Below are 20,424 nucleotides of genomic sequence, written 5' to 3'. Positions count from 1 at the left end.
CGGTGGGGCGCACCGACACGCGCTGGCCCAACAGTTCGCAGTTCGACACGGCGGTGCAGCAGGCCGCCTTCCACCCGCGCGGCGGGCTCGCCCGGGCCACGGTGAGCCGTACCCCCAACGGGCTGCCGCGGCGCTTCGAGGGCGCGAACGCGATGGCGTACCTGCTCGTCACGCCGGCGGGGAACTCGATCCTGCGCGTCTTCAAACAACGCCCCTCGTCGGACGTCGAAGGCCGCTACCGGGCACTCACCCGGCAAGCGAATGCCGGGCACCCGGTGTTCGCCGACGCGCGGTGGCTGGAGAAGGCGGTGCGGATCGACGGCGCGTGGTGGCCCGCCGTCGTCATGGAGTACGTCGAGGGGCAGAGCCTGCGTGCCTTCGTCCGTGCGCACCTGGAGGATCCGCGGGCCCTGGAGGCGCTGGCCGACGAGTGGCTGCGCGTCGTCCGGCTGCTGGCGGCGGACGGGGTGGAGCACTGCGACCTCCAGCACGACAACATCAAGGTCGGCCCTGACGGCCGGGTGCGGCTGGTCGACCTGGACGCGGTGTGGTCCCGTTCGCTCGCCGCGTTCACCCCGAACGAGTCGGGCCACCCCAACTACCAGCACCCCGAGCGCATCCGCACCTCCGCCTGGGGACCGGGCACGGACCCGTTCTCGGCACTGGTGGTGCTGCTGTCGCTGCGCGCGCTGGCGGCGGACCCGGAGTTGTGGGACGACTACCACGACGACGACAACCTGATCTTCACCGCCGCCCACTTCGAACAGGTCATGCGGGACGGGCTGTGGTTCCGGCTGGTGTCGAGCCGCAGCCTGGAGGTGCGCCGGCTGACGGCGCAGCTGGCGCGGGCCTGCGGGGGACGCCTGTCCGACGTGCCGGGGATCGCGGAACTGGCGGCCCCGCAGGTGGGGCAGCAGGTGCGTCCGGCCGACTGGCCGGTCTCCGGCCAGTCTCCCGCCGAGCCCGCACCGCGCGAAGCACCGCCCGCGCCGCCCGCGCCGCCTCCGACACCGGCGCCCGCATCCGTCGGGCACCCGGACGGTGCGGCGGCTGCGGTGCCAACGCCGGACGAAACGGCGCGGCTCGGTGGCGCACCGGCCCCCGTGCCCGTACCGGCACCCCGGCACCGCGCCCCACCGGGCGGTCCCGGCTGCGGACCCTGGCGGTCGCCGTGGTCGCGGTGCTGGTCGTCCTCGCGATCGTGACCGCCGGCGTCATCGGCTTCGCCCGGTAGCCGCGGGCCCGGCAGAGGAGAGACCCATGCCCCGTTCCAGGTCCCGTGGGCGGACCGTGGCCCAGCGGCTGCGCGGACTCGCGGTGCTGCTCGTCGCTCTCGGGGTGGCGGCGCTGTGCGCGGTGCTGCCCGACGGGCCGCGGCCGCCCGCACCCGACCGCGTCATGGTGGCGACGATTCCCTCGGCGGCGGCCGGGGCGGGACCCCGACTCGCCGCGCTGGAGGCGGACGCCCGCGCCCAGCAGGCCGTCCGCCTCGTGCTGGTCACCCCGGGCACCCCGCACGGGGCCGTCCCTCGGCCGCCCCTCGCGCCGAGCCGGGCGCCCGCCCCGTGGGAGGTGCCGGCCGCCCTGCTCGCGCGGGTCGCCCAGGCCGCCTCGCCGCCGGCCGTGCTCGTGGCGGGAAGCCGTTCCGTCCAGGACGCGGCGGGCACGCAGCCGCCCGACGTCGAGGTGGTCGGCGCGCACGGAGTGCTGCTGCGGGCCTCGGCCGCGTCCCGCGCGCCGGCCTCCACGCCGCTGCTGCGACTCCTCGGGCTCATCGCCGTCGGGCTGCTGGCCGTCCCGTCACTGCGGGCCGCGGCGGCGCTGCTGCCCGAGCGGAGCGGGCCCGCCTCCAGCAGTACGGCGGCGGCACCCGCACAGCCGCCGGCACGGGACCAGGAACGGTCGGCGGGCCGGCCGGCACCCGGCTTCGACCCGTACGGCGCCGCCCACCAGGACACGGCGCCGTGGGCACCCCCGCCCCCGCGGCCCCGCCGGGGGGACCCGACGGGAGCTCGCCCGACGACTCGCCGTACGAGGACACCGGCGGCGACGGCGGACCGGTCGACGCCGCCCCGTCACCGCTGCCGTCCCCGCCGCCGCCTCCGGTGCGACGGGCGCCCAGGCCCGCTCCCTTCGACATCCACGCGTTCGCCCAGACCCTGAGCGGCCCCGAGACCGAACCGCAGTGCGCGAGGTGCGGTGCCTTCGCCCTCGGCCCGCAGGAGAACGAGGCGGGCACCCGGACCTGTGCGCGCTGCGACGACCGGTGGGAACCGGACGCGTCCGGCCGTCCCCCCGCTCTCCTCCTGGACCCCCGTCACCTCCGCTCCTCCTGAAGGGACAGCCGTGAACCCCGCGATCCGCGCCACCAGGAAGCACCCCGCGTGCTTCGTCCTGCTGATCGACCAGTCCTACTCGATGTCCGGTGCCATGTCGGGCGGCCGAGGGGCGTCCAAGGCCGACGCGGTGGCCGACAGCACCAACCAGTTGCTCGGCCGCCTCGTACAGCGGTGCTTCGTGGACGAGGAGGCCCGGCACTTCTTCGACATCGCGCTGATCGGCTACTCGGACGGCGTCGGCCCGCTGCTCCAGGGGCCGCTCACCGGACAGTTCCTCGTCTCCCCGGCGCAGATGGCCGAGGCGGTGTCCCGCGTCCACACCGACGCCTCCGGCACCTCCTGGCCGGTGTGGATCGAACCGCGCGCGGACGGCGAGACACGGATGTGCGCCGCCTTCGACCTGGCCCGCGACCTGGTGGGCTCCTGGGTCGCGCGCCACCAGGACTCGCCGGCCCCGGTCGTGATCAACATCAGCGACGGCGAGGCGACCGACGGCGGCATCGACGACCTGGCCCAGCGCGCCGCCGCGCTGCGGCAGTTGCGGACCGACGGTGGCGAACTGCAGCTCTTCAACATCGCCATCGCGTCCCAGTCCGAGACGCCCCAGTACTACCCGGACAGCCCGAACGGGCTTCCGGACAAGTACACCAAGGCGCTGTTCGACATCTCCTCGGTGCTCACACCCCGCCTGGTGGAGTACGCGAACCACTTCGCCACCGCCGCCGGCCGCCCGCCGCTCAGGGCCGGCGCGCGGGCCTTCGTCTTCAACGCGGACCTGGCGGCGATGGTCGAGGCGCTGAGCATCGGTTCCAACGACCCGAACTTCGGAAACCCGCGATGACGGCGCCGGCCGGCGATCCCGACGTCGACGTCCACGTGTACGTGGTCCCGTCGGCGCCGGAGACGCCGGGCGACTGCCGCGACATCGCCGCCGTGGCGGCGGACCGCCGGGCGTTCGCCCTGTGCGACGGCGCGAGTTCGGCGTACCGGGCGGGTGACTGGGCGGGCCTCCTGTCGGGGAGCTTCTCCCTCGACGACCCCGGTGCCGAGCCGGAGTCGGTACTGCCGTGGCTCGACGCCTGCCGCGGATGGTGGAACGACCAGGCCGCGGCACGTCCGGCGTCCGGCGGGGCCGTCGGCCAGCAGTTCTTCCAGGCCAACGCCGTCGCCCGCGGATCGGCGTCCACCTTCCTCGGCGTGCGGCTGCGCTGGGCCGCCGAGGGCTGGCAGTACACGGCGGCGGCGGTGGGCGACACCTGCCTGTTCCACGTCCGCGGCGGCCACCTGCTGCACGCCTTCCCGGTGACGTCCGCGGCGGCCTTCGACGACCGTCCGGACCTCGTGCTCACCCGGGAGGAGGCGGACGGGGCGGACGCGTCGCGGCTGCGCACGTCCAGGCAGACGGTGCGGCCGGGGGACGAACTCCACCTGGTGACCGACGCGCTGGCCCAGCTCCTCCTCACCCACGGGACCCCGGACGCCCCGGACGCCGCTCTGTGGTGGCACGTGATGGGCCGGCTCGGCGCGGCCGACTTCGACCGGATGGTGACCCGCCTGCGGCAGACCGGGGAGATCGAGACGGACGACACGACGCTGGTCCGCGTCCGCTTCCGGAGCTGAGTGGCCCCAGGACGGGACCGCGACGGGAACGGTTGCCCGAACGGTGACCGGGACGGTGACCGGAACGGGCGGTGCCGGCTCGCGCGGCCGGCGCTCTCCGGACCGGTGCGCTCCGGGAACGGGGTCGAAGGGCACGGGGTGGAAGGGGGCACGGGGGGGGAGGCGGCGGTCTCCCGTTTGGCGCGTCGCTGTGGGCCGATCGGCGCAGGATCGGCGCGCCTGCGCCGTACCGGTGGCCGACGGCGCAGGATCGGTGGGGCGGCGGCCGGGCACGGGCTGCCGGGCACCCCCCACGTGACGAGGTCCGGCCATGACGCTTTCCGACGGCCCGCTGCTCCCGTTCCCCGGCTCCGGCGGCGTTCCCGGTGCCACGCCGGGGGCGGCATGACCGGCGGTTCCCGGGACGACGGGCCGGCGGGCGGGCGCTACGGCGAGGCCGTCTTCCGTCCCGGACAGGCAGGGGAGGGCGAGCGCGTCGACTTCGGCGCCCTCGCCTACGACGACGTCACGATGGCGCACCTGCGCGCGCTCGGCGCCGGGCCGGGGTGGCGCTGCCTCGACGTCGGCGCCGGCACGGGCACGGTCTCCCGCCGGCTGCTGGCCGAGGCCGGGGTGACGAGCGTGCTCGCCGTCGACCGCGACGTGCGCTTCCTGCGCCGGGAGCCCGTGCCCGGGCTCGACGTGCTCCAGGCCGACATCACCGCCCCTGGCGCCGTCACGGGCCGTTTCCAGCTCGTCCACGCGCGCTTCGTGCTGATGCACCTGCCCGACCGTCAACGGCTGGTCGCGGCCCTGGCCGACCTCGTCGCGCCCGGCGGGGTGCTCGTACTCGGCGACGCCGTCGACCTGACCAGCGACCGGGCGCCCGCCACCCCGTACAGCACGGCGATGCTGGCCATGTGGGATGGGCTGCGGGCGACCATCGGAACCGACGTCTCCTGGGTACCGTCGTACCCGCAACTGCTGCGCGGGGCAGGTCTGGAGGCCGTGGGCGCCGGGATCCACGTACCGCCGCTCCGGCCGGGCACCCCCATCAGCCGTTTCTGGGCGGACACTTGGGAGCGCGGCAGGGCGGCGATGGTCGCCACCGGCCTGGTCGACGACGCCGCCCTCGACCAGGCGCTCCGCTACCTGGACTCCGACGGGTGCGCCGCGCTGTCGGCCGGCCTGCTCACCGCCTGGGGACGGAAGCCCCGGGCGGCCCCGAACCCCGGCCCCGAACCCGGCCCCGGCCCCGGCCCCGGCCCCCGCCTCGGATGAACCCGGTGCGCGCTGAGGTGCGGGGCACGGCGGCGGCCAACGGCACCTGGGCGGCGGGCTCGTCCGTACCGGACTTCCGGTCGGCTGCGGCGATTCGCTTCTCACATCACCCGAAAGGCTGAGCGCTGGGAAACGTTTCTGCTGATACGCGAAGTCTAGGGTGATCTTGTACCGATGACTCACCTTGAACCGGGTTCCGCCCTGAAAGGGTCGTTTCTCATGCGTCTCTTCAGCAACATCGCGCTCGCCGCCGCCAGCGCGCTCGCGCTGGTCCTCGCCGTCCCTGTCTCCGCGAACGCCGCGACCGGCGACTTCTACTACAAGGTCGGCCCGGGGGTACCCGTGGGCCTGCCCGACCCGGAGAGCGGCGTGTGCATCGACCTCCCGTGGACGACCGAGGAGGCGCCGGGCTTCGCTCCGGAGAACCTGACCACGTCGACGGCCACGGTCTACCTCGACGCCGACTGCGGCGGCGACGTCTACTACGTCATGACCCCGGGCAAGAAGCTCGGCGACCGGCTCAAGACGCGGTCGGTGGTCTTCTCCTGATCCCCCCGCGGCCGCTACGGCAGGAGCGGGCGCGGACGGCCACCCGCGCCCGCCGGGGGTGTCACGCAACGCCGGCGGCCGCCGCCCCATCGGGCCCCGTACCGTTCGCCGCGGACGTGAGCCCGGGCACGGGCCACGCTGCCCCTCAGCGCGGCCCGGCCGAGGCGCAGCCGAAGCACAGGGTCGTGGCCGGCAGCGCCTCCAGCCGCTCGGCGGGTATGGGGCCGGCGCACCGCTCGCACCGGGCGTAGGTTCCCTCGGCGAGCCGCTCGGCGGCCCGGTCCAGCGCGGCCAGGCGGTCCCGCGACTGGTCGAGCAGCGAGGCCACGTGGGCGCGCTCGAAAGCGGTGCTCGACCCCTCGGGGTCGTGTTCGTCGTCGACGGCGACGAGCGCGCCGGCCGCCACGATGCCGTCGAACTCGCGGCTCAGGGCCTCGATCCGGGCCTGCTCGCTCGCGCGCTCCACGGCAAGCCGGACGCGCACCGCCTCGCCGTCCGGGGACGGCTGGCGGCTGGCGGCGGGCTCGGCGTCCATGGTCGTGCGAACACCCCGGCAAGGGCGCGCATTCCCGGACAGCCCGGACATCTCACCCTCAGGAGGCAGCGGTCCGCCCGCGAGAGCCGCCACCCACCCGAGACGCGAATGTGGCGATCCTGGGACATTCCCGACGGGCGGGAGCGGGCAGGAATGGCGTTGACCATGGCGCCGGTACGGAACTCGCCGGCACCGTCAAGCGAGGCAAGGAGCACGCACGATGCGTACCAGCCGTAGGATCGCCGCCGCCGTCGCCGCCACCGCCGCCGCGCTGGCGGGTGGAACGGGTGCGGGAGTCGCGCAGGCCGTACCGGCGGTGCCCCGCGCCGCCGCCCCCTCGGCCTGCCGTCCGGCCAACCACCTCGCGGAGATCACCGAGGCGGACGGCACCGCCGGGCACCGCCACTACCGCGTGACCCTGACGGCGCCGCGCGGCTACGAGCCGTGCGAGCTGGCCGGTTCGCCCACCGACGCGCGGTTCTCGGACGGCGGCGCGGACACCGGCGTCACCGCCGGCCGCTACGGCGACCAGGACGGCGTGGTGGTCTTCGGCCCCGGCCACCCGGTGCACTTCGACATCCAGGTTCCCGACAGCGGCCGCGGTGTCGCCGCGGACGAGGCGTCGTTCACGCTCCAGGCCCCGGACGGGGAGATCCCCGGCACCTCCTTCGCCGACGGCGCGCTCCAGGTTGCCGCCGGCACCCTCGTCGGTCCGGTCCAGCCCGGCGCCTGAAATCCGGCGGCGCGCACCGTACGGCACGACTGACCCGCGGAGGGGGGAGCGGGCACGAGGAGGCCGGTCCGAAACGTCGCACGCCTGGACCTTCGAGGAGGTCCAGGCGCGGGCCGGCAGGCCCGGCCACCACGGCCAGCAGCTCGAACGCGTCCGCGGGGTCGGCGTCTCCCACGCCCAGGACGATCGCCTCGACGCCGAGTCGCGCAAGCGGTGGGCCAAGCTCTCGCTCCAGGTCAGCGCCCGCATGCCGGGCGACGGACACTGGCAGCGGACCCGCCGGGCGGGGAACGGCTCCAGGCTGCGGGCGTTCGTCATCGAGCGCCTCGGCCCCGACCGCGGGGACCCCGACTGGGATCCCGACCTGCTCGCAGCGGACATCCTCGCCGCCTTGACGCTGACGCCGGCCCGCACCCGCGACCTGAGCGGCCGCCTGCGGGCGCTACCCACCGACCGGCTCGGCGCACTCCGCCGCGCCAGGAACGCGACCGCCCCGCTCCAGCGGCTCTTCCGCCACCTCCGGCCCGACCCCACCCGCGACCAGGCCCGCGAACGGCTCGCCGTTCGGGACCTCCTGCCCTGAACTGAGCGGAGGCCAGCGCGACGCGGGCGGCGCGGCCCCCTTCCCGCCTGCCGAGCACGGCCGCCGGGGGGCGGGCTCCGCCAGCCCAGGGCGGGGGGTGTTCCGACATCGGCGCCTCCGACCGCCGCCGCTCCAGGGGCGGTTCGGCCTCACCCGAGAGCGCCTCACCGACGACCCGGCCGCCCGGCCTCCCGATCGCCCGGCCGCCAGACCCCCGGATGCCCAGCAAGGCCCGGCGCCACCAGCGCCGCGGGGCGGAAACGGTACAAGATCGGTGAATTCCTCGGCCCGCGTTCAAAGATCCGTTGAAGCAAGGTCATCAGGCGTTCCCACACCGGCAGATTGTCGTGCACACTACACCCAGTGCTTCCCTGGGCACTCCCGCACGGCTTGCACCTCCTGACAGTTCCGTTCGGACCTTCACGTGGGAGTCGTCATCACCGCCAACACCGCCAACGCCGTTGTCACCGGCCTCACCGGTACCCGCCGCCCGCCCGCACCGTCGGCCCGCTCCTCGGCGCCGCCGCGGGCCCCGCTCACCGCCGTCGCCGCCACTGCCGCCCCGTCCGCTGCGGGAATCCGCCCTGACGAAAGCAGCGCCCAGTGAACCGAACCCGGCTGGCCACCCTCGCCACCGCCCTCACCGCGGGCCTGGCGCTCACCGCCATGGGCGCCGGCGCCGCCTCCGCCGTGCCCGCCGCCACCTCGGCGCCCTCGTCCCTGGCCCCCGCCACGGAGGGCACGGACGCGGGCGGCGCCGTCATCGTCGTCCTCGCCGACCAGCACGCCGACCTCACCCTGAAGGCGCACGGCGCCGCCCGCACCACCGCGACCCGCTCCGACCAGAGCTCGATCGTCTCCGACATCAGGTCGCACGGCGGCACCGGCATCCGCCAGCTGGTCAGCGTCAACGCCGTGGCGGCCCGGCTGAGCGCGGCGGAGGTGAAGCGCCTGCGGGCCGATCCGGCTGTCGCCGAGATCCTGCCCGCCGCGCCCGTCACCGTCGCCCCGCAGAGCAGCTCGCCCAAGGCGAAGCCGGCCAAGCTCAGTTCGAAGCTGTGCCCGGCCGACCCGGCCAAGCCGTTCACCGAGCCGGAGGCGCTGTCCGTCGTCCACGCCTCGTCCGACGACCCGAAGGCCGCCGACGAGGCCAACTCGATCGCGACCGGCAAGGGCGTGATCGTCGCCAACGACGGCATCAACGAACTCGCGGGCAACCCCAACTTCACCCGCGCGGACGGCACTCCGGTCGTCCTGGACGCCCCGGACCCGACCGCCGACCACAGTGACGGCGAGTACTACGGCGACGCCTCCTCCATAGCCGGCCAGGGCACGGTCGTCTACGACTACTCCAAGGAGCTGCCGTACTCCGGCCTGCCCGCGGGCTGCACCTTCACCATCAAGGGGGTCGCCCCCGACGCGTCCCTGGTCGACACCTCCCTCGTCGACACCCCGCCCAGCGGTGCCGGCGACGCCGTGCAGCAGCCGGAGTCGGAGGTCGTCGCGGGCATCGACCACGCGGTCGTGGCCGAGCACGCCGACATCATCTCCGAGTCCTACGGCTTCAGCCAGCGGCCCGGCCGCTACGCCGCCTTCTACGCCGCCAACGACGCGGCGATCGCCGCAGGGGTGACCGTCGTCGTCTCCTCCGGCGACAGCGGCGTCTCCGGCACCGTCTCCTCCCCCGCCACCGACCCGCTGGCCATCGCGGTCGGCGCCACCAACACGCTGCGGCTGAACGCGCAGGCCACCGGCTACAGCCGCTGGACCAACAACGACATCACCCCGCTGTCCTCGGGCGGCACCGCCCCCAACAACCGCGTGGTCGACCTCGTCGCCCCCGGCTACGGCGGTGAGGCGGCCTGCAACCCCGGCGGCAGCGACTGCCCGACCAACACCCAGACCGAGGCGTTCGGCGGCACCAGCCAGGCCTGCCCGCTCGTGGCGGGTGCCGCGGCCGACGTCATCCAGGCCTACGCCGACACCCACAAGGGCGCCAAGCCCACCCCGGCGCTGGTCAAGGCCATCCTCACCAGCACCGCCACCGACGTCGGCGCGCCCGCGGACCAGCAGGGCGCGGGGCTGCTCGACATCGACGCCGCGGTGAAGGCCGCCCAGCAGGAGCCCGGCAGCACGCTGACCCACGCCCACGGCGGCCGGCAGCAGGCGGGCAAGCCGGCCGCCGCCGGCGGCCTCGTCGTGACCTCGCCGACCCAGCTGGACGTCACCGCCAAGGCCGGCACCAGCGACCAGTCGGTGACGCTCTTCAACGCCGGCGCCAAGGACACCGAGGTGAACGCGGACTACCGCTCGCTGAGCGCGGTCAAGCAGTTCGGCCGGACCGTCACCGAGCCGGTCAGCGCCCCCGACCCGAGCCTGCCGGTTCCCGCCCAGGGCGCCCGGGCCGCGGCCCCGATCACCTTCACGGTGCCCAAGGGCCTGGACCGGCTCGAAGCCGACATGGTCATCCCCGACCCGACGAACTCCACCATCCTGTCGTTCACGCTGGTCGACCCCAAGGGCGCCCTGACCCAGATCTCCTACGACTACGGCACGGCGTCCACCAAGGCCGGGCGTCCGGGCACCGTCTCCGACATCCAGCACGTCGAGGTCGCCGCGCCCACGGCCGGCACCTGGACCGCTCAGATCCTGTGGGCCAACGGCCGCGCGCACCTCCAGTCGCCGCCGAACGTGCCCGGCACCTACACCGGCGACATCTCGTTCCGCACCACCGGCCAGCACTACGTGACGTCGCCGGCGGTCCGCGGTGCGCGGGTCAAGGCGCACTCCACGGTCACCGTGCCGCTGCGGGTGGCGATGCCCGCCGCGCCCGGCGACCACCCCGAGTCCGTCCAGTTCACCGCCGCCGACGGCGCCCGCACCTCGGTGCCCGTCGCCCGCCGCACCCTCATCCCCTCCGCGGGCGGCAGCTTCGACACCACGATCACCAGCAGTGTCGGGCGCGGCGTCGGCCAGATCAGCACGTTCGACATCGACGTCCCGGCCGGCAAGCAGGACCTGGACGCCACGTTCAGCACGCCGGACGCCAGCGCCGACAACCCCATGACGTTCTGGCTCATCGACCCGAACGGCACGGTCGTCCAGCAGGTCGCGGCGACGGCCACCACGGACGCCTCGGGCGCCACCACCGCCACCGCGCGCCTGGTCGCGCCGGCGCCCGCCGCGGGCCGGTGGGAGATCGACGTGGAGCTCAACCTCACCACCAGCGGCAAGGAGTTCACCCAGGTCGTCCACGGCACCGCCGGGTACGACCAGCCGTAGGCCGCCCCGCCTCCTCCGGCCCGCGCCGGAGGAGGCGACCGGCCGGTACGCCGACGGCGGTGCCCGGGAGGTCTCGACCTCCCGGGCACCGCCGCTTCCGCCGGTCTCCCCCGCTGCCGGGGGAGACCGGATGCCGCTGCAGACGTCAGGCGTTCATGAACTCCGTCGGCGCCAGCGCGCGGCCGCTGACGCGCACGTCGCCGATCGTGCCGTGGAAGACCTGGCTGACCGAGCCGTCCCAGGCGTAGCCGCCGACCATGAACGGCAGGCCCAGGGAGGCCAGGCCGACGGCCGTCGAGGTGGGGTTGCGGCCCTCCTCGCAGCCGTTGACGTAGAGCTTGCTGATCCGGCCGTCGTTGACGACGGCGACGTGCCACCACTGCTCCTGCTGGAGCAGGTGGCTCCAGGCGGTGGTCGCGCCGTCCTGGTTGAGCGGGTAGACGTTCCACTGCAGCTCGATGGAGCTGGACAGGCTCAGCGTCAGCACCGGCTCCTGCGCCGTGGATCCGGCCCCGTTCTTCCCGGCCTGGCCGGCGTTGCCCCAGCGGCTGAGCATCGACGACCAGCCGTTGCGGCCACCGTCCCAGTCGGCCGGCAGCTTGAAGAACATCTCGAACGTGTAGCCGTGGGAGAAGGTCTCCTTGTTGATCGGGGCCTTGTCGACGGTCTGCAGATAGGAGCCGCTGACCGGGTTGCCCTCCCCGGCGAAGACCAGCGAGGCGTGCCCGGGCTGGTCGGGGTGGTGGTCGTCGCTCCAGGTGAGGGCGTGCGCGGGGCTGCCGGCGACGGTCTTGGTGACCAGGTCGTTGCCGTTCCCCGTCTGGTCGCGCACCACGGTGCTCGCCGCGACGTCGGTGCCCGGCTTGCCGCCCTCGTCGAAGCGCCAGTACGCGAGCGTTCCGGGCACCACCATCCGCCGGGCCGGGCGCGAACCGCGCGCCGCCACCGGGGCGAAGCCGGCGAACCGCTCGTCGAAGTCGATGTCCATGGAGAAGCGGTCCACCGCGGAGGTCAGCTCCACCTCCTGGGCGGCCAGGGCGTTCGCCTCGTCGCGTGCGGCCAGCCCGCGGATCCAGGGCGAGAAGGTGGCCACGTCGATCCGGCCCCGGTTCATGTCGAACCGGTAGGAGCGGATCATGCCGGCGCCGCCGTAGTAGCGGTCCTGGTAGTTGGTGATGTGCAGGTGGACGTCGTTGCCGGCGCTGTTCTTCAGCACCGTGTTCCCGGGCGGCCAGTAGTGGCCGTTGAGGGTGAGGAAGATCTGGTCGTGGTCCTTGATCAGGCCGTCCCACAGCTGCTGCCCATAGTCGGACAGGCCGGCGGTGCCGTCGTCGTAGGAGCCGACGATCTCGTGGGTGGTGAGGATCACCGGCAGCGTCGGGTGCGCGGCGAGCACCGACTTCGCCCAGGTGAAGCCCTGCGCCGACAGCCGCCAGTCCAGCGCCAGCAGCATCCACTGGCGGCCGCCGCCGGTGAAGACGTGCGCGGTGTTGTAGCCGTCGGGGCTGGCCGCGAGGAACCCGGGCGAGCGGCGGGCGCGCGCGGTGGTGAACGTCTCCAGGTACGGCGTGGTGCCGCGCTGGTCGTCGCCGCTGACGTCGTGGTTGCCGGCGAGCACGCTGTAGGAGGCGCCCGCCTTGTCCAGCATGTCGAAGACCTTGGTGGCCGCCGCGTACTCCTCGGCGAGGCCGTTGTTGGTGACGTCGCCGAGGTGGGCCAGGAAGACGATGTTCTCGTCGTCGCCGCCCTCGCGGGACTGCGGGTCGAGGACGTACTCGAAGGACGCCTCCATCGGCACCGGGTGGATGCGGTCCTGGTCGAACATGTACTGGGTGTCGGGCATGACCACGACGGTGAACCGCGGGTCGTCGGCGTCCGGCTTCCACGTGCCGCGCGGCGCGGGCGTCATGGAGGTCTGGCCGTAGAGGTCGTCCGCGTCCTTCTTGCCGAGCGGACCGGTGTCCCCGTTGGGGCGGTCGGCCGCCAGCGCGGGGGTCGCGGTGAGCAGGCCGGCGGCCACCGCACCGGCTCCCGCGCTCAGGGCGCCGGCTCCGCGCAGGAAGGTGCGGCGGCTCGCGGCGGCCAGACCGTTCCCGTCGAGGTCGGCGGTGCGCGGGCAGCCGCAGTCGACGGCGTGGCCGCCTTCCGGGCCGAGGCCCTCGTGGTCGTCGTGGCCGGTGTTGCGGCGGCCGTCCGCTGGGGAGGCGTGCATGTTCCCGCTCCAAGTGCTGGGGGTGGTACGGGGGATCGGACGGCGCAACGCTAAGGGCGTTTGGGTACTGCAACCTTGCTACTCAAATGCGGTATGGCGAACGCTTACCGACGTACGGGCGTCAAGGGGTGAAAGTGGGCCCCCTACCGGCGTTCTGGCAGGTAGACGGGCACCTCCGGCAGCGCGGGGGCCGTCGCCGCGGCGTCCCGCGCGGGGTCGGCCACGTCTCGCGCGGCGCCGTACGGCCGCGCGCAGGCCCGCACTTCCCGGGCGACCGGGCCGGGCGTGCGCCCCGTCGGCGGTGCCCCGGTCCGGGCTGGGCGCGGGCGGGCGGCGCCGGAGCCGCGCCCGTCGGTCCGGCAACTCCGCTGCCGTCTCGGCTCGTACCGCCCGACCGCGTCCACCCCGTCCGCCCTGTCCACCCCGTCCGCCCTGCCTATCCCGTCCACCCCGTCCACCCCGTCCACCCTGTCTATCCCGTCTGCCCCATCCACCGCATCCACCCCGTTCACCGCGGGGGCGGGCATCCGTGAGCGAGAACGCGGTACCCCCGTCGGTCCGGAGCACACACCACCGGAGGGGATCAGCCGGGAAGTGGCAGAGGCGCTGGGCTCGCTGACGGAGCCGCTGGAGCCGGTGGAATGGGCCCGGCGGCGGCTGTCACGTCTTCCACCAGCTCACCGGCGGCGCGGAACTGCTGCCGGGGAGGGGCGTGGAGCAGTTGCGGGCGGCCGAGGCGGCCGCCGAGGCCGACCTGCCGGAGCGGGAGACCGTCGGGCGCGACGTGGTCGCCGGAAGGTGGACCTTCCACCCTGTCGAGGCTGTGACGACACGTACCGCGCCGCCCTCGTCGCGGCCGAGCGGCACCTGCGGGAGACCCGGGCCGGCGGCGGGCGCCACCTGCCGGAGACACGGCCGAAGGAGCGGCGGCGCACCCGCGGCCGTCCCGATCACACCGCCCGTGCGTGACACGAGGCCCGAGTCCGTCGAGTCCGTGCATGCGGTCGGTACCCCCGGAGCCGGGGTGTTCCCCGCCGGGTGCTGGGTACCCGGACGTGGTCGGCGGGCCCCGGACCGGGCGCGGCGGCGGGAAGGCGGTGGCCCATGCCTCTGCTCGTGGGCGGCACGACCCGTCCCTCTGTGACCCTGCCGGGTGTGTACCCGCCCCAGGAGGACACCCGCCTGCTGATCGGCGCCATCCGCCGGGAGCCGATCGGCGCCGGCAGCGAGGTACTGGACCTCGGCACGGGCAGCGGGGCGCTGGCGGTGTGCGCGGCCCGGCTCGGCGCCCGGGTCACCGCCGTCGACGTGTCCCACCGGGCCGTGCTGTGCGCCCGGCTCAACGCGGTCCTGTCCCGCCAGCGCGTCGCGGTGCGCCGCCGGGACCTGGCCGCGGCGGGACCGGCGGGCCGCTACGACCTGGTGGTCAGCAACCCGCCGTACCTCCCTGGTCCACTGCCTGCGCCCGGCCGCCACGGCAGGGCCCGGGCCTGGGACGGCGGCCCCGACGGGCGGGCCCTGGTGGACCGGGCCTGCCGCTCCGCGGCGACGGCGCTGCGGCCGGGCGGGGTCCTGCTGATGGTCCACTCCGGGATGTGCGGGGCGCGGGCGACGCTGGCGCGGCTCGCGGAGGCCGGGATGCGCGGCGGTGTCGTGGACAGCAGACGGGTGCCGTTCGGGCCCGTGGTGCGCGACCGGCTGCCCTGGCTGCGCGACCGGGGCCTGGTGGGGAACGGACAGCAGACGGAGGAGCTGGTGGTGATCCGTGCCGAACAGCGATGACCGCGGCCGGCGGACCGGCCGCCGGACCGGCGGGCGGCCCCGCCCGGCCGGGGACCCGCCGGAGCAGGGCCGGGAGCGAGGGCAGGGGCTGGACCGGGAACCGGGCCAGGACAAGGTCCGGGGGTCCGGCCGCGGACGTGCGCGCCGCATCCGGCTGGAGCGGGGCGGGCCGCTGCTCGTCGAGGGGCCGGTCGAGGTGACGGGGGACGACGGGGTGACCGTGCGGTCGGACCGCTTCGTCGTCGCGGTGTGCACCTGCCGCCGCAGCCGCGCCTATCCGTGGTGCGACACCAGCCACCGCCGCGCCGGCCGCCCCTGCGCGGGGCCCCGCCGGGGACGGGACGGTCAGCCGTGACGCCGGCCGGCTACCGCGAGGCGCGCGCCGCCAGCCCTCCGCTGCCCGAGCCGCGCGGCGCGCTGTCCGGGGCGGTCGGCGACGCCCTGTCCGGCGGGCCGGACCGGCTGCCGGGGCCCGCGGACGCCGACCGGGCCGATCCGTACCGGGGCGATCTCCAGCTCGCGCTGCACATGCTCTACGAGCTGCACTACCAGGGGTTCGCCGAGGTCGCGGAGGGCGCCGAGTGGGACCCGGAGGTGATCCGGGCCCGCAACGCGCTGGAGGAGCCGTTCCTCGCCGCGCTGCGGGCGGGCGTTCCCGGCGGCGGTCTCGACGAGGCGATGGAGGGCGTCCTGCGCGAGCCCCCGCCGGGCGAGGACCCCGGCGTGAGCGCCTACCTGGCCCGGGAGGGCGAGCTGTGGCAGGTGCGGGAGTACGCCGCCCTGCGCTCCGTCTACCACCTCAAGGAGGCCGATCCGCACGCCTGGGCCATTCCCCGCCTGCACGGCCGCGCCAAGGCGGCGATGGTGGCCGTGGAGTTCGACGAGTTCGGTGCCGGACGCGCGGAGGACGTGCACGCGCGGCTGTTCGCCGACCTGATGGACGGCCTCGGTCTGGACCACGCGTACGGCCGCTACGTGGACGCCGCCCCGGCCGAGGCGCTGGCCACCGTCAACCTGATGTCGCTGCTGGGCCTGCACCGATCCCTGCGCGGTGCGCTCGCCGGCCACTTCGCCGCGGTGGAGACCGCCTCCTCGCCCGGTTCCCGCCTGCTCGCGGCGGCGATGCGGCGGGTGGGCGCGGGAGCCTCGGCCGAACGCTTCTACGACGAGCACGTGGAGGCCGACGCGGTCCACGAGCAGGTGGTGCGCCACGACGTGGTCGGCCCGCTGGCCGAGGCCGATCCGCGGCTGGCGGCGGACGCGGCGTTCGGTGTGGAGGCGACGGAGCTGCTGGAGGACCGGCTGGGCGCCGTCCTGCTGCGGGCCTGGCGCGAGGGCCGGTCGGCGCTGCGGCGGCCGCTGGCCGCCGCGGACGGCGGCGGGCCGGCCCTGGGGCGGTGAGGCGGCTCACCCGCCGGGCCGGGCCGCCTCGGGCTGGCGGGCGTCGGGCAGCGGCGCCTCGTTCCCCGGCCCCGCACCCGCGCGTCCTCCTGGCGGGCAGCGTGTCTCCTTGAGCGAGGCGGCCCCGTCGTACGGCGTTCCTAAGCTCACATACGACGTTCAGAAGCTACGAACGGCGTTCCCAAGCATCCGCATGGCGTTCCAGCGCCTCCGTACGGCGTTCCGAAGCTCGCGAACGACCGGACGAGCGGACGACCGGACGACCGGACAGCGGTCCGGACGGCGCTTACCGACGCCGCGTCAGATCGTCGTCGGTGATCGGCCGGACGACCCGGCACGGTGATCCGAAGGCGACGACCATCGGCGGGATGTCGCGGGTGACGACGCTTCCCGCCCCGATCACCGACCCGTGCCCGATCGTCACGCCGGGCAGGACGACGACGTTGCTGCCGATCCACACCTTGTCCCCGATCGTGACGGGTTCGGAGAACCGGTTGTGGTCGTACCGCAGGTCGGGGTGGACCGGGTGGCCGGTCGTGGTGATGGTGACGTTCGGGGCGACCATGACGCCGTCGCCGATCCTCACCTCGACGTCGTCGACGATGGAGAGGTTGAAGTTGCCGAAGAAGTCGTCCCCGATGTGGGTGTTGCTGCCGTAGGAGGCGTTGAACCCGGTCTCTATGGACGCCCCCTTCCCGACCGAACCCAGTATCCGGCCGAGCAGTTCGGCCCGCCGTCCGGTCTCGGACGGTGCGGTCAGGTTGTACTCGTGCAGCAGGTCGGCGCGGCGCCGCCCGCTCATGGGCACCGCGTCGCTCTCGGTGTAGAGCAGACCACGTGCGATGCGCTCACTTGCGTCCATGCGCTTCCCCTCGTTGTTTGGCGGCCGGCGAGATCGCCCCGTCATCGAACGCTCGTCCCTCCGGGGTCATCCCTCCGGGGTGGACCCGTCAGCGGTGCGGCTTCGGACGCGGCGCGGCGCCGCGCCGCGTGGGCTGCCCCCCGGTGACTTGAGCGGCCGGGACGGGTCGGCCGCCCCCAGCGGCCGGGCTGCGAGCCGCCCGGGAGCGGGCTCCCGTTCTCCCGTTCAGCGCTCGGTGAGCATCCGCCAGCCCGGCGCATAGGCGCCGTGCAGGATCAGCGAGGCCGCCCCGACCGCGCCCACCGCGTCGCCGATCACGCTCTTCTCCACCGCGATGGGCCGGATGGCCCGGGCGACCGCCGTGGCGTTGACCGCCGACTCGATCTCCTCGCACATCAGCTCCTCGATGCCGCGCACCGCCTCGCCGCCCAGCACCACCCGGCTGACGTCCAGCAGCGCCACCGCGCCCCGCGCGGCCTGGCCGATGCGGGCGCCGGCCTCCCGCACCACTCCCTCGGCCACCGCGTCGCCCCGGCGGGCGGCCCTGCTCAGCCGCTGCCAGTCCGTGTGCACGGCGGCGGGCGTGCCCTCCAGGCCGAGCCGGACGGCGGCGGGGCGGCCGTACCGCTCCACCAGGTCGGCCACCACGGCGGCCGGGGAGACGTAGGGGCCCAGGCAGGTCGTACCGCCGCAGTGGCACTCCCGTCCGCCGGGCGCGACGGCCATGTGGGCGAACTCCCCGGCGTTGCTGGAGTCGCCGTGCAGGACGGTGTTGTTCAGTACGATCCCGGCGCCGATGCCGGTGCCCAGGTAGATGAACAGGAAGCTGCCGGCCCGTTCGCGGCCGCCGATCCACCGCTCCCCGATCGCGGCGACGGTGGCGTCGTTGTCCATGGCGACCGGCATGCCCGTCGCGGCGCGGAACATCTCCAGCAGCGGGACGCGGCCCCAGCCGGGGAAGTTGGGCGGCAGCACGACCTCGCCCGCGGGTCCGTCGATCGGTCCGGGGGTGGCGATGCCGGTGCCCAGCAGCCTGGCCGGGTCCACCTGGACCTTGGCGGTCAGCCGCCGGGCGGCGGCCGCGACCTTCTCCACCACGGCGGCCGGATCGCCCGGTTCGGTGAGCCTGACCCGCCGGGTGCCGAGGACGGTGCCGGCCAGGTCCACCACGACGATCACCGCGGCGTCCGGGTCGAGTTGGACACCGACCGCGTACGCCCCGTCGGCCCGCGGCGACAGCAGCGTCCGGCGCTTGCCGCCGTTCGAGGGGGCGTGCCCGGACTCCGTGATCAGGCCGGCCGTCAGCAGCCGCCGCACCACGTTCGAGACGGTCTGGCTGGTGAGCCCGGTCAGCGGCGCCAGCTCGACCCGGCTGACCTGGCCCGCCGTGCGGATCGCGTCCAGCACGACCGCCTGGTTGTAGCCCCCCACCCGGGGCAGGTTCGTACCACCCTGCGTCACCGCGTCACGTCTCCTTTCCGGGCCCGCCCGGCCGGTCGTCGGGTTCGGCCGCGCGGATACGGGCCCGACTCCGCCGCGGCCGCGTACGGACGCCACCGGTGGGCACCCGGGGCACCTGACCGGCCGGCTCCCTCGGCCGGGCACCGCGCTCCACCGCTGCTGGCGCACCCCCGGAACTCCTGCTGACGCCTCCGACGCACTCCCCAACTGCCGTTTGCGCAGGGGAAGTTTACATGTCACATCCGTTGACTTGCTCCATCCAATGGATTTAGTTTCGCCGACATGCCGGGCGCCGTAGCCCTGGCTGTACAGGGGTTTCCCGTGCGGGAGGCCCCGCCTCTCGGCGTGTCCCGCAGCCGCTTGCGGGCCCGATCGGGCAACCTCCGGAGGATTAGCGTGCGTACGAGACTCCCCGTCGCGACCGGCATCGCCGTCGTCGCCACCGTGCTGGCGACGACCCTTTCGGGCTGCGGTTCCGGCTCCGGCAGCTCCGGCAAGACGATCAAGGTCGTGTACCAGAAGCAGCTCAACAGCAGCAACACCGTCCAGCCGGACTACCTCGCCGCCGAGGTCAAGCAGTTCGAGCAGGCCAACCCCGGCACCACGGTGAAGCTCGTGCCGGTCACGGCCAGCGAGAACGACTACTACACGAAGATCCAGCTGATGATGCGCTCGCCGGCGACCGCGCCAGACCTTGTCTACGAGGACACCGCCACCATCAACTCCGACGTGGCCAGCGGCTACCTGAAGCCGCTGGACTCCTACCTCTCCACGTGGAGCGACTGGTCCAGGTACGCGTCGGCGGCGAAGGCGGCGATGAAGTACGCCGCGGACGGCAAGACCTACGGAGTTCCGGACAACACCGACACGCGCGGGATCTGGTACAACAAGGCGCTCTTCCAGCAGGCGGGCCTACCGGTGCCGTGGCAGCCCAAGACGTGGGCCGACATCCTGTCGGCCGCGCGCACCATCAAGTCGAAGCTGCCGGGCGTGACCCCGATGAACCTCTACACCGGCACCGCCGGCGGTGAGCAGTCGTCCATGCAGGGCTTCGAGATGCTGCTGTACGGTACCCCGGCGGCCGGCAACTCGCTCTACGACAGCACCCAGCAGAAGTGGGTGGTGGGCAGCAGCGGGTTCAAGGACGCCCTCAACTTCGTACAGACCATCTACCACCAGGGCCTGGCGCCGAAGGCGCAGGACGCGCTGAGCGCCAACTTCAACACCGAGCTCAACACGCAGCTGATCCCCGAGGGCAAGCTCGCGATCGACGTCGACGGCTCGTGGATGCCCAACAGCTGGATCAGCACCGGCCAGAAGCCGTGGTCGCAGTGGCAGAACACGATGGGTGAGGCCGCGATGCCCACGCAGAACGGCCAGGGCAAGGGGAAGGTCAGCATGTCCGGCGGCTGGGCCTGGTCGATCCCGGCCAAGGCCAAGAACCCGAGCCTGGCCTGGAAGTTCGTCGAGTCGCTGGAGACCGAGTCGGCCTCGGCGAAGTGGAACATGGTCAACGCGACCATCGCCGTCCGCTCGGACGTGGCCGCCGACCCCAAGTACCTCCAGGCGCTGCCCACCAACGCGTTCTTCAACTCCCTCGTCGCGGACACCTTCTACCGGCCGGGCCTGCCCGCCTACACCCAGGTCTCCTCCGCCATCCAGAAGGCCATGGAATCGGTGACCACCGGCCAGGCGTCGGTCGACAAGGCGGCCAGCACGTACGACAACGATGTCAAGTCCGTTGTGGGCGCGGACAAGACCACGCAGGACGCGCAGTGAGCGCCGCCGCCACCGCGCCTTCCGCC

Annotated in this window: 18 protein-coding genes; 14 read left to right on the top strand and 4 right to left on the bottom strand. The window is 74.3% G+C overall.

Going from position 1 to position 20,424, the window contains the following annotated elements:
* The first annotated feature begins 2 nt into the window (after window positions 1-2).
* The 6 genes from BS72_RS32235 (at window position 3) to BS72_RS12025 (ending at window position 5,768) form a co-directional block, all read left to right on the top strand.
* Complete coding sequence (locus BS72_RS32235) at window positions 3-1,205, top strand: protein kinase domain-containing protein (protein ID WP_051950965.1); 1,203 nt, start codon at window positions 3-5, stop codon at window positions 1,203-1,205.
* A gap of 55 nt (window positions 1,206-1,260) precedes the next feature.
* Window positions 1,261-2,163, top strand: coding sequence for a hypothetical protein (locus BS72_RS12045; RefSeq protein ID WP_157856206.1), 903 nt, complete (start codon window positions 1,261-1,263; stop codon window positions 2,161-2,163).
* A gap of 183 nt (window positions 2,164-2,346) precedes the next feature.
* Complete coding sequence (locus tag BS72_RS12040; RefSeq protein WP_037909276.1) at window positions 2,347-3,180, top strand: vWA domain-containing protein; 834 nt, start codon at window positions 2,347-2,349, stop codon at window positions 3,178-3,180.
* Entirely contained in the window at window positions 3,177-3,959 is a 783-nt protein-coding gene (locus tag BS72_RS32230) for a hypothetical protein (RefSeq protein ID WP_051950964.1), read from the top strand. The genes BS72_RS12040 and BS72_RS32230 overlap by 4 nt, the downstream gene beginning before the upstream one ends.
* 384 nt (window positions 3,960-4,343) lie before the next feature.
* Window positions 4,344-5,219 (top strand): class I SAM-dependent methyltransferase, encoded by an 876-nt coding sequence (locus tag BS72_RS12030; RefSeq protein ID WP_078901254.1) that lies wholly within the window; start codon window positions 4,344-4,346, stop codon window positions 5,217-5,219.
* Between the two features lie 219 nt (window positions 5,220-5,438).
* Window positions 5,439-5,768, top strand: coding sequence for a hypothetical protein (locus tag BS72_RS12025; RefSeq protein WP_037909274.1), 330 nt, complete (start codon window positions 5,439-5,441; stop codon window positions 5,766-5,768).
* A 145-nt stretch (window positions 5,769-5,913) separates the two neighbouring features.
* Here BS72_RS12025 and BS72_RS12020 read toward each other — a convergent pair whose 3' ends face one another.
* The gene (locus BS72_RS12020; RefSeq protein WP_037909271.1) at window positions 5,914-6,303 is read right to left on the bottom strand and encodes a TraR/DksA family transcriptional regulator; all 390 of its coding nucleotides are present in this window, start codon (window positions 6,301-6,303) and stop codon (window positions 5,914-5,916) included.
* Between the two features lie 220 nt (window positions 6,304-6,523).
* Here BS72_RS12020 and BS72_RS12015 point away from each other — a divergent pair, with 220 nt between their 5' ends.
* From BS72_RS12015 to BS72_RS12000, 4 genes are all read left to right on the top strand, one after another.
* On the top strand, window positions 6,524-7,036 hold the full coding sequence (locus BS72_RS12015; protein ID WP_037909269.1) for a DUF4232 domain-containing protein: 513 nt from the start codon (window positions 6,524-6,526) through the stop codon (window positions 7,034-7,036).
* A gap of 247 nt (window positions 7,037-7,283) precedes the next feature.
* A complete protein-coding gene (locus tag BS72_RS36450) occupies window positions 7,284-7,619 on the top strand; it encodes a hypothetical protein (protein ID WP_157856205.1) in 336 nt (111 codons plus the stop codon).
* A 424-nt stretch (window positions 7,620-8,043) separates the two neighbouring features.
* Window positions 8,044-8,226, top strand: a complete 183-nt coding sequence (locus BS72_RS12005; protein WP_037909267.1) for a hypothetical protein — start codon at window positions 8,044-8,046, stop codon at window positions 8,224-8,226.
* Window positions 8,223-10,901 (top strand): S8 family serine peptidase, encoded by a 2,679-nt coding sequence (locus BS72_RS12000; protein ID WP_051950962.1) that lies wholly within the window; start codon window positions 8,223-8,225, stop codon window positions 10,899-10,901. The genes BS72_RS12005 and BS72_RS12000 overlap by 4 nt, the downstream gene beginning before the upstream one ends.
* Window positions 10,902-11,046: 145 nt before the next feature.
* Here the strand turns inward: BS72_RS12000 and BS72_RS11995 are convergent, their stop codons facing one another.
* Window positions 11,047-13,113: a LamG-like jellyroll fold domain-containing protein gene (locus BS72_RS11995; RefSeq protein ID WP_078901253.1), complete on the bottom strand. Its 2,067-nt coding sequence runs from the start codon at window positions 13,111-13,113 to the stop codon at window positions 11,047-11,049.
* A 1,104-nt stretch (window positions 13,114-14,217) separates the two neighbouring features.
* On the opposite strand from BS72_RS11995, the gene BS72_RS11980 reads away from it, so the two are divergent.
* The 3 genes from BS72_RS11980 (at window position 14,218) to BS72_RS11970 (ending at window position 16,296) form a co-directional block, all read left to right on the top strand.
* Window positions 14,218-14,895, top strand: coding sequence for a HemK2/MTQ2 family protein methyltransferase (locus tag BS72_RS11980; protein ID WP_037909261.1), 678 nt, complete (start codon window positions 14,218-14,220; stop codon window positions 14,893-14,895).
* Window positions 14,896-14,983: 88 nt separating this feature from the next.
* Window positions 14,984-15,250, top strand: a complete 267-nt coding sequence (locus tag BS72_RS11975; RefSeq protein WP_232792373.1) for a CDGSH iron-sulfur domain-containing protein — start codon at window positions 14,984-14,986, stop codon at window positions 15,248-15,250.
* Window positions 15,247-16,296, top strand: coding sequence for an iron-containing redox enzyme family protein (locus BS72_RS11970; protein ID WP_051950961.1), 1,050 nt, complete (start codon window positions 15,247-15,249; stop codon window positions 16,294-16,296). Before BS72_RS11975 ends, BS72_RS11970 begins: the two co-directional genes overlap by 4 nt.
* 286 nt (window positions 16,297-16,582) lie before the next feature.
* On the opposite strand, the gene BS72_RS11965 is transcribed toward BS72_RS11970, so the two are convergent.
* Complete coding sequence (locus BS72_RS11965; protein ID WP_037909259.1) at window positions 16,583-17,158, bottom strand: sugar O-acetyltransferase; 576 nt, start codon at window positions 17,156-17,158, stop codon at window positions 16,583-16,585.
* A gap of 225 nt (window positions 17,159-17,383) precedes the next feature.
* A complete protein-coding gene (locus tag BS72_RS11960) occupies window positions 17,384-18,619 on the bottom strand; it encodes an ROK family transcriptional regulator (protein WP_037909257.1) in 1,236 nt (411 codons plus the stop codon).
* A gap of 396 nt (window positions 18,620-19,015) precedes the next feature.
* Here BS72_RS11960 and BS72_RS11955 point away from each other — a divergent pair, with 396 nt between their 5' ends.
* Window positions 19,016-20,398 carry an extracellular solute-binding protein gene (locus tag BS72_RS11955; RefSeq protein WP_037909255.1) on the top strand — a complete coding sequence of 461 codons (1,383 nt, stop codon included), beginning with the start codon at window positions 19,016-19,018 and terminating at the stop codon, window positions 20,396-20,398.
* Window positions 20,399-20,424 lie beyond the last annotated feature (26 nt).

The organism is Actinacidiphila yeochonensis CN732, assembly GCF_000745345.1.
Taxonomy (GTDB): domain Bacteria; phylum Actinomycetota; class Actinomycetes; order Streptomycetales; family Streptomycetaceae; genus Actinacidiphila; species Actinacidiphila yeochonensis.
This window is presented reverse-complemented; position numbering and strand designations above follow the sequence as displayed.

Excerpts from the sequence above, each read along its gene's own strand:
- BS72_RS12045 (WP_157856206.1), top strand. The coding sequence starts at position 1,261 with ATGCCCCGTTCCAGGTCCCGTGGGCGGACCGTGGCCCAGCGGCTGCGC.
- BS72_RS32230 (WP_051950964.1), top strand. The coding sequence starts at position 3,177 with ATGACGGCGCCGGCCGGCGATCCCGACGTCGACGTCCACGTGTACGTG.
- BS72_RS12030 (WP_078901254.1), top strand. The coding sequence starts at position 4,344 with ATGACCGGCGGTTCCCGGGACGACGGGCCGGCGGGCGGGCGCTACGGC.
- BS72_RS12025 (WP_037909274.1), top strand. The coding sequence starts at position 5,439 with ATGCGTCTCTTCAGCAACATCGCGCTCGCCGCCGCCAGCGCGCTCGCG.
- BS72_RS12020 (WP_037909271.1), bottom strand. The coding sequence starts at position 6,303 with ATGGACGCCGAGCCCGCCGCCAGCCGCCAGCCGTCCCCGGACGGCGAG.
- BS72_RS12015 (WP_037909269.1), top strand. The coding sequence starts at position 6,524 with ATGCGTACCAGCCGTAGGATCGCCGCCGCCGTCGCCGCCACCGCCGCC.
- BS72_RS36450 (WP_157856205.1), top strand. The coding sequence starts at position 7,284 with ATGCCGGGCGACGGACACTGGCAGCGGACCCGCCGGGCGGGGAACGGC.
- BS72_RS11995 (WP_078901253.1), bottom strand. The coding sequence starts at position 13,113 with ATGCACGCCTCCCCAGCGGACGGCCGCCGCAACACCGGCCACGACGAC.
- BS72_RS11980 (WP_037909261.1), top strand. The coding sequence starts at position 14,218 with ATGCCTCTGCTCGTGGGCGGCACGACCCGTCCCTCTGTGACCCTGCCG.
- BS72_RS11965 (WP_037909259.1), bottom strand. The coding sequence starts at position 17,158 with ATGGACGCAAGTGAGCGCATCGCACGTGGTCTGCTCTACACCGAGAGC.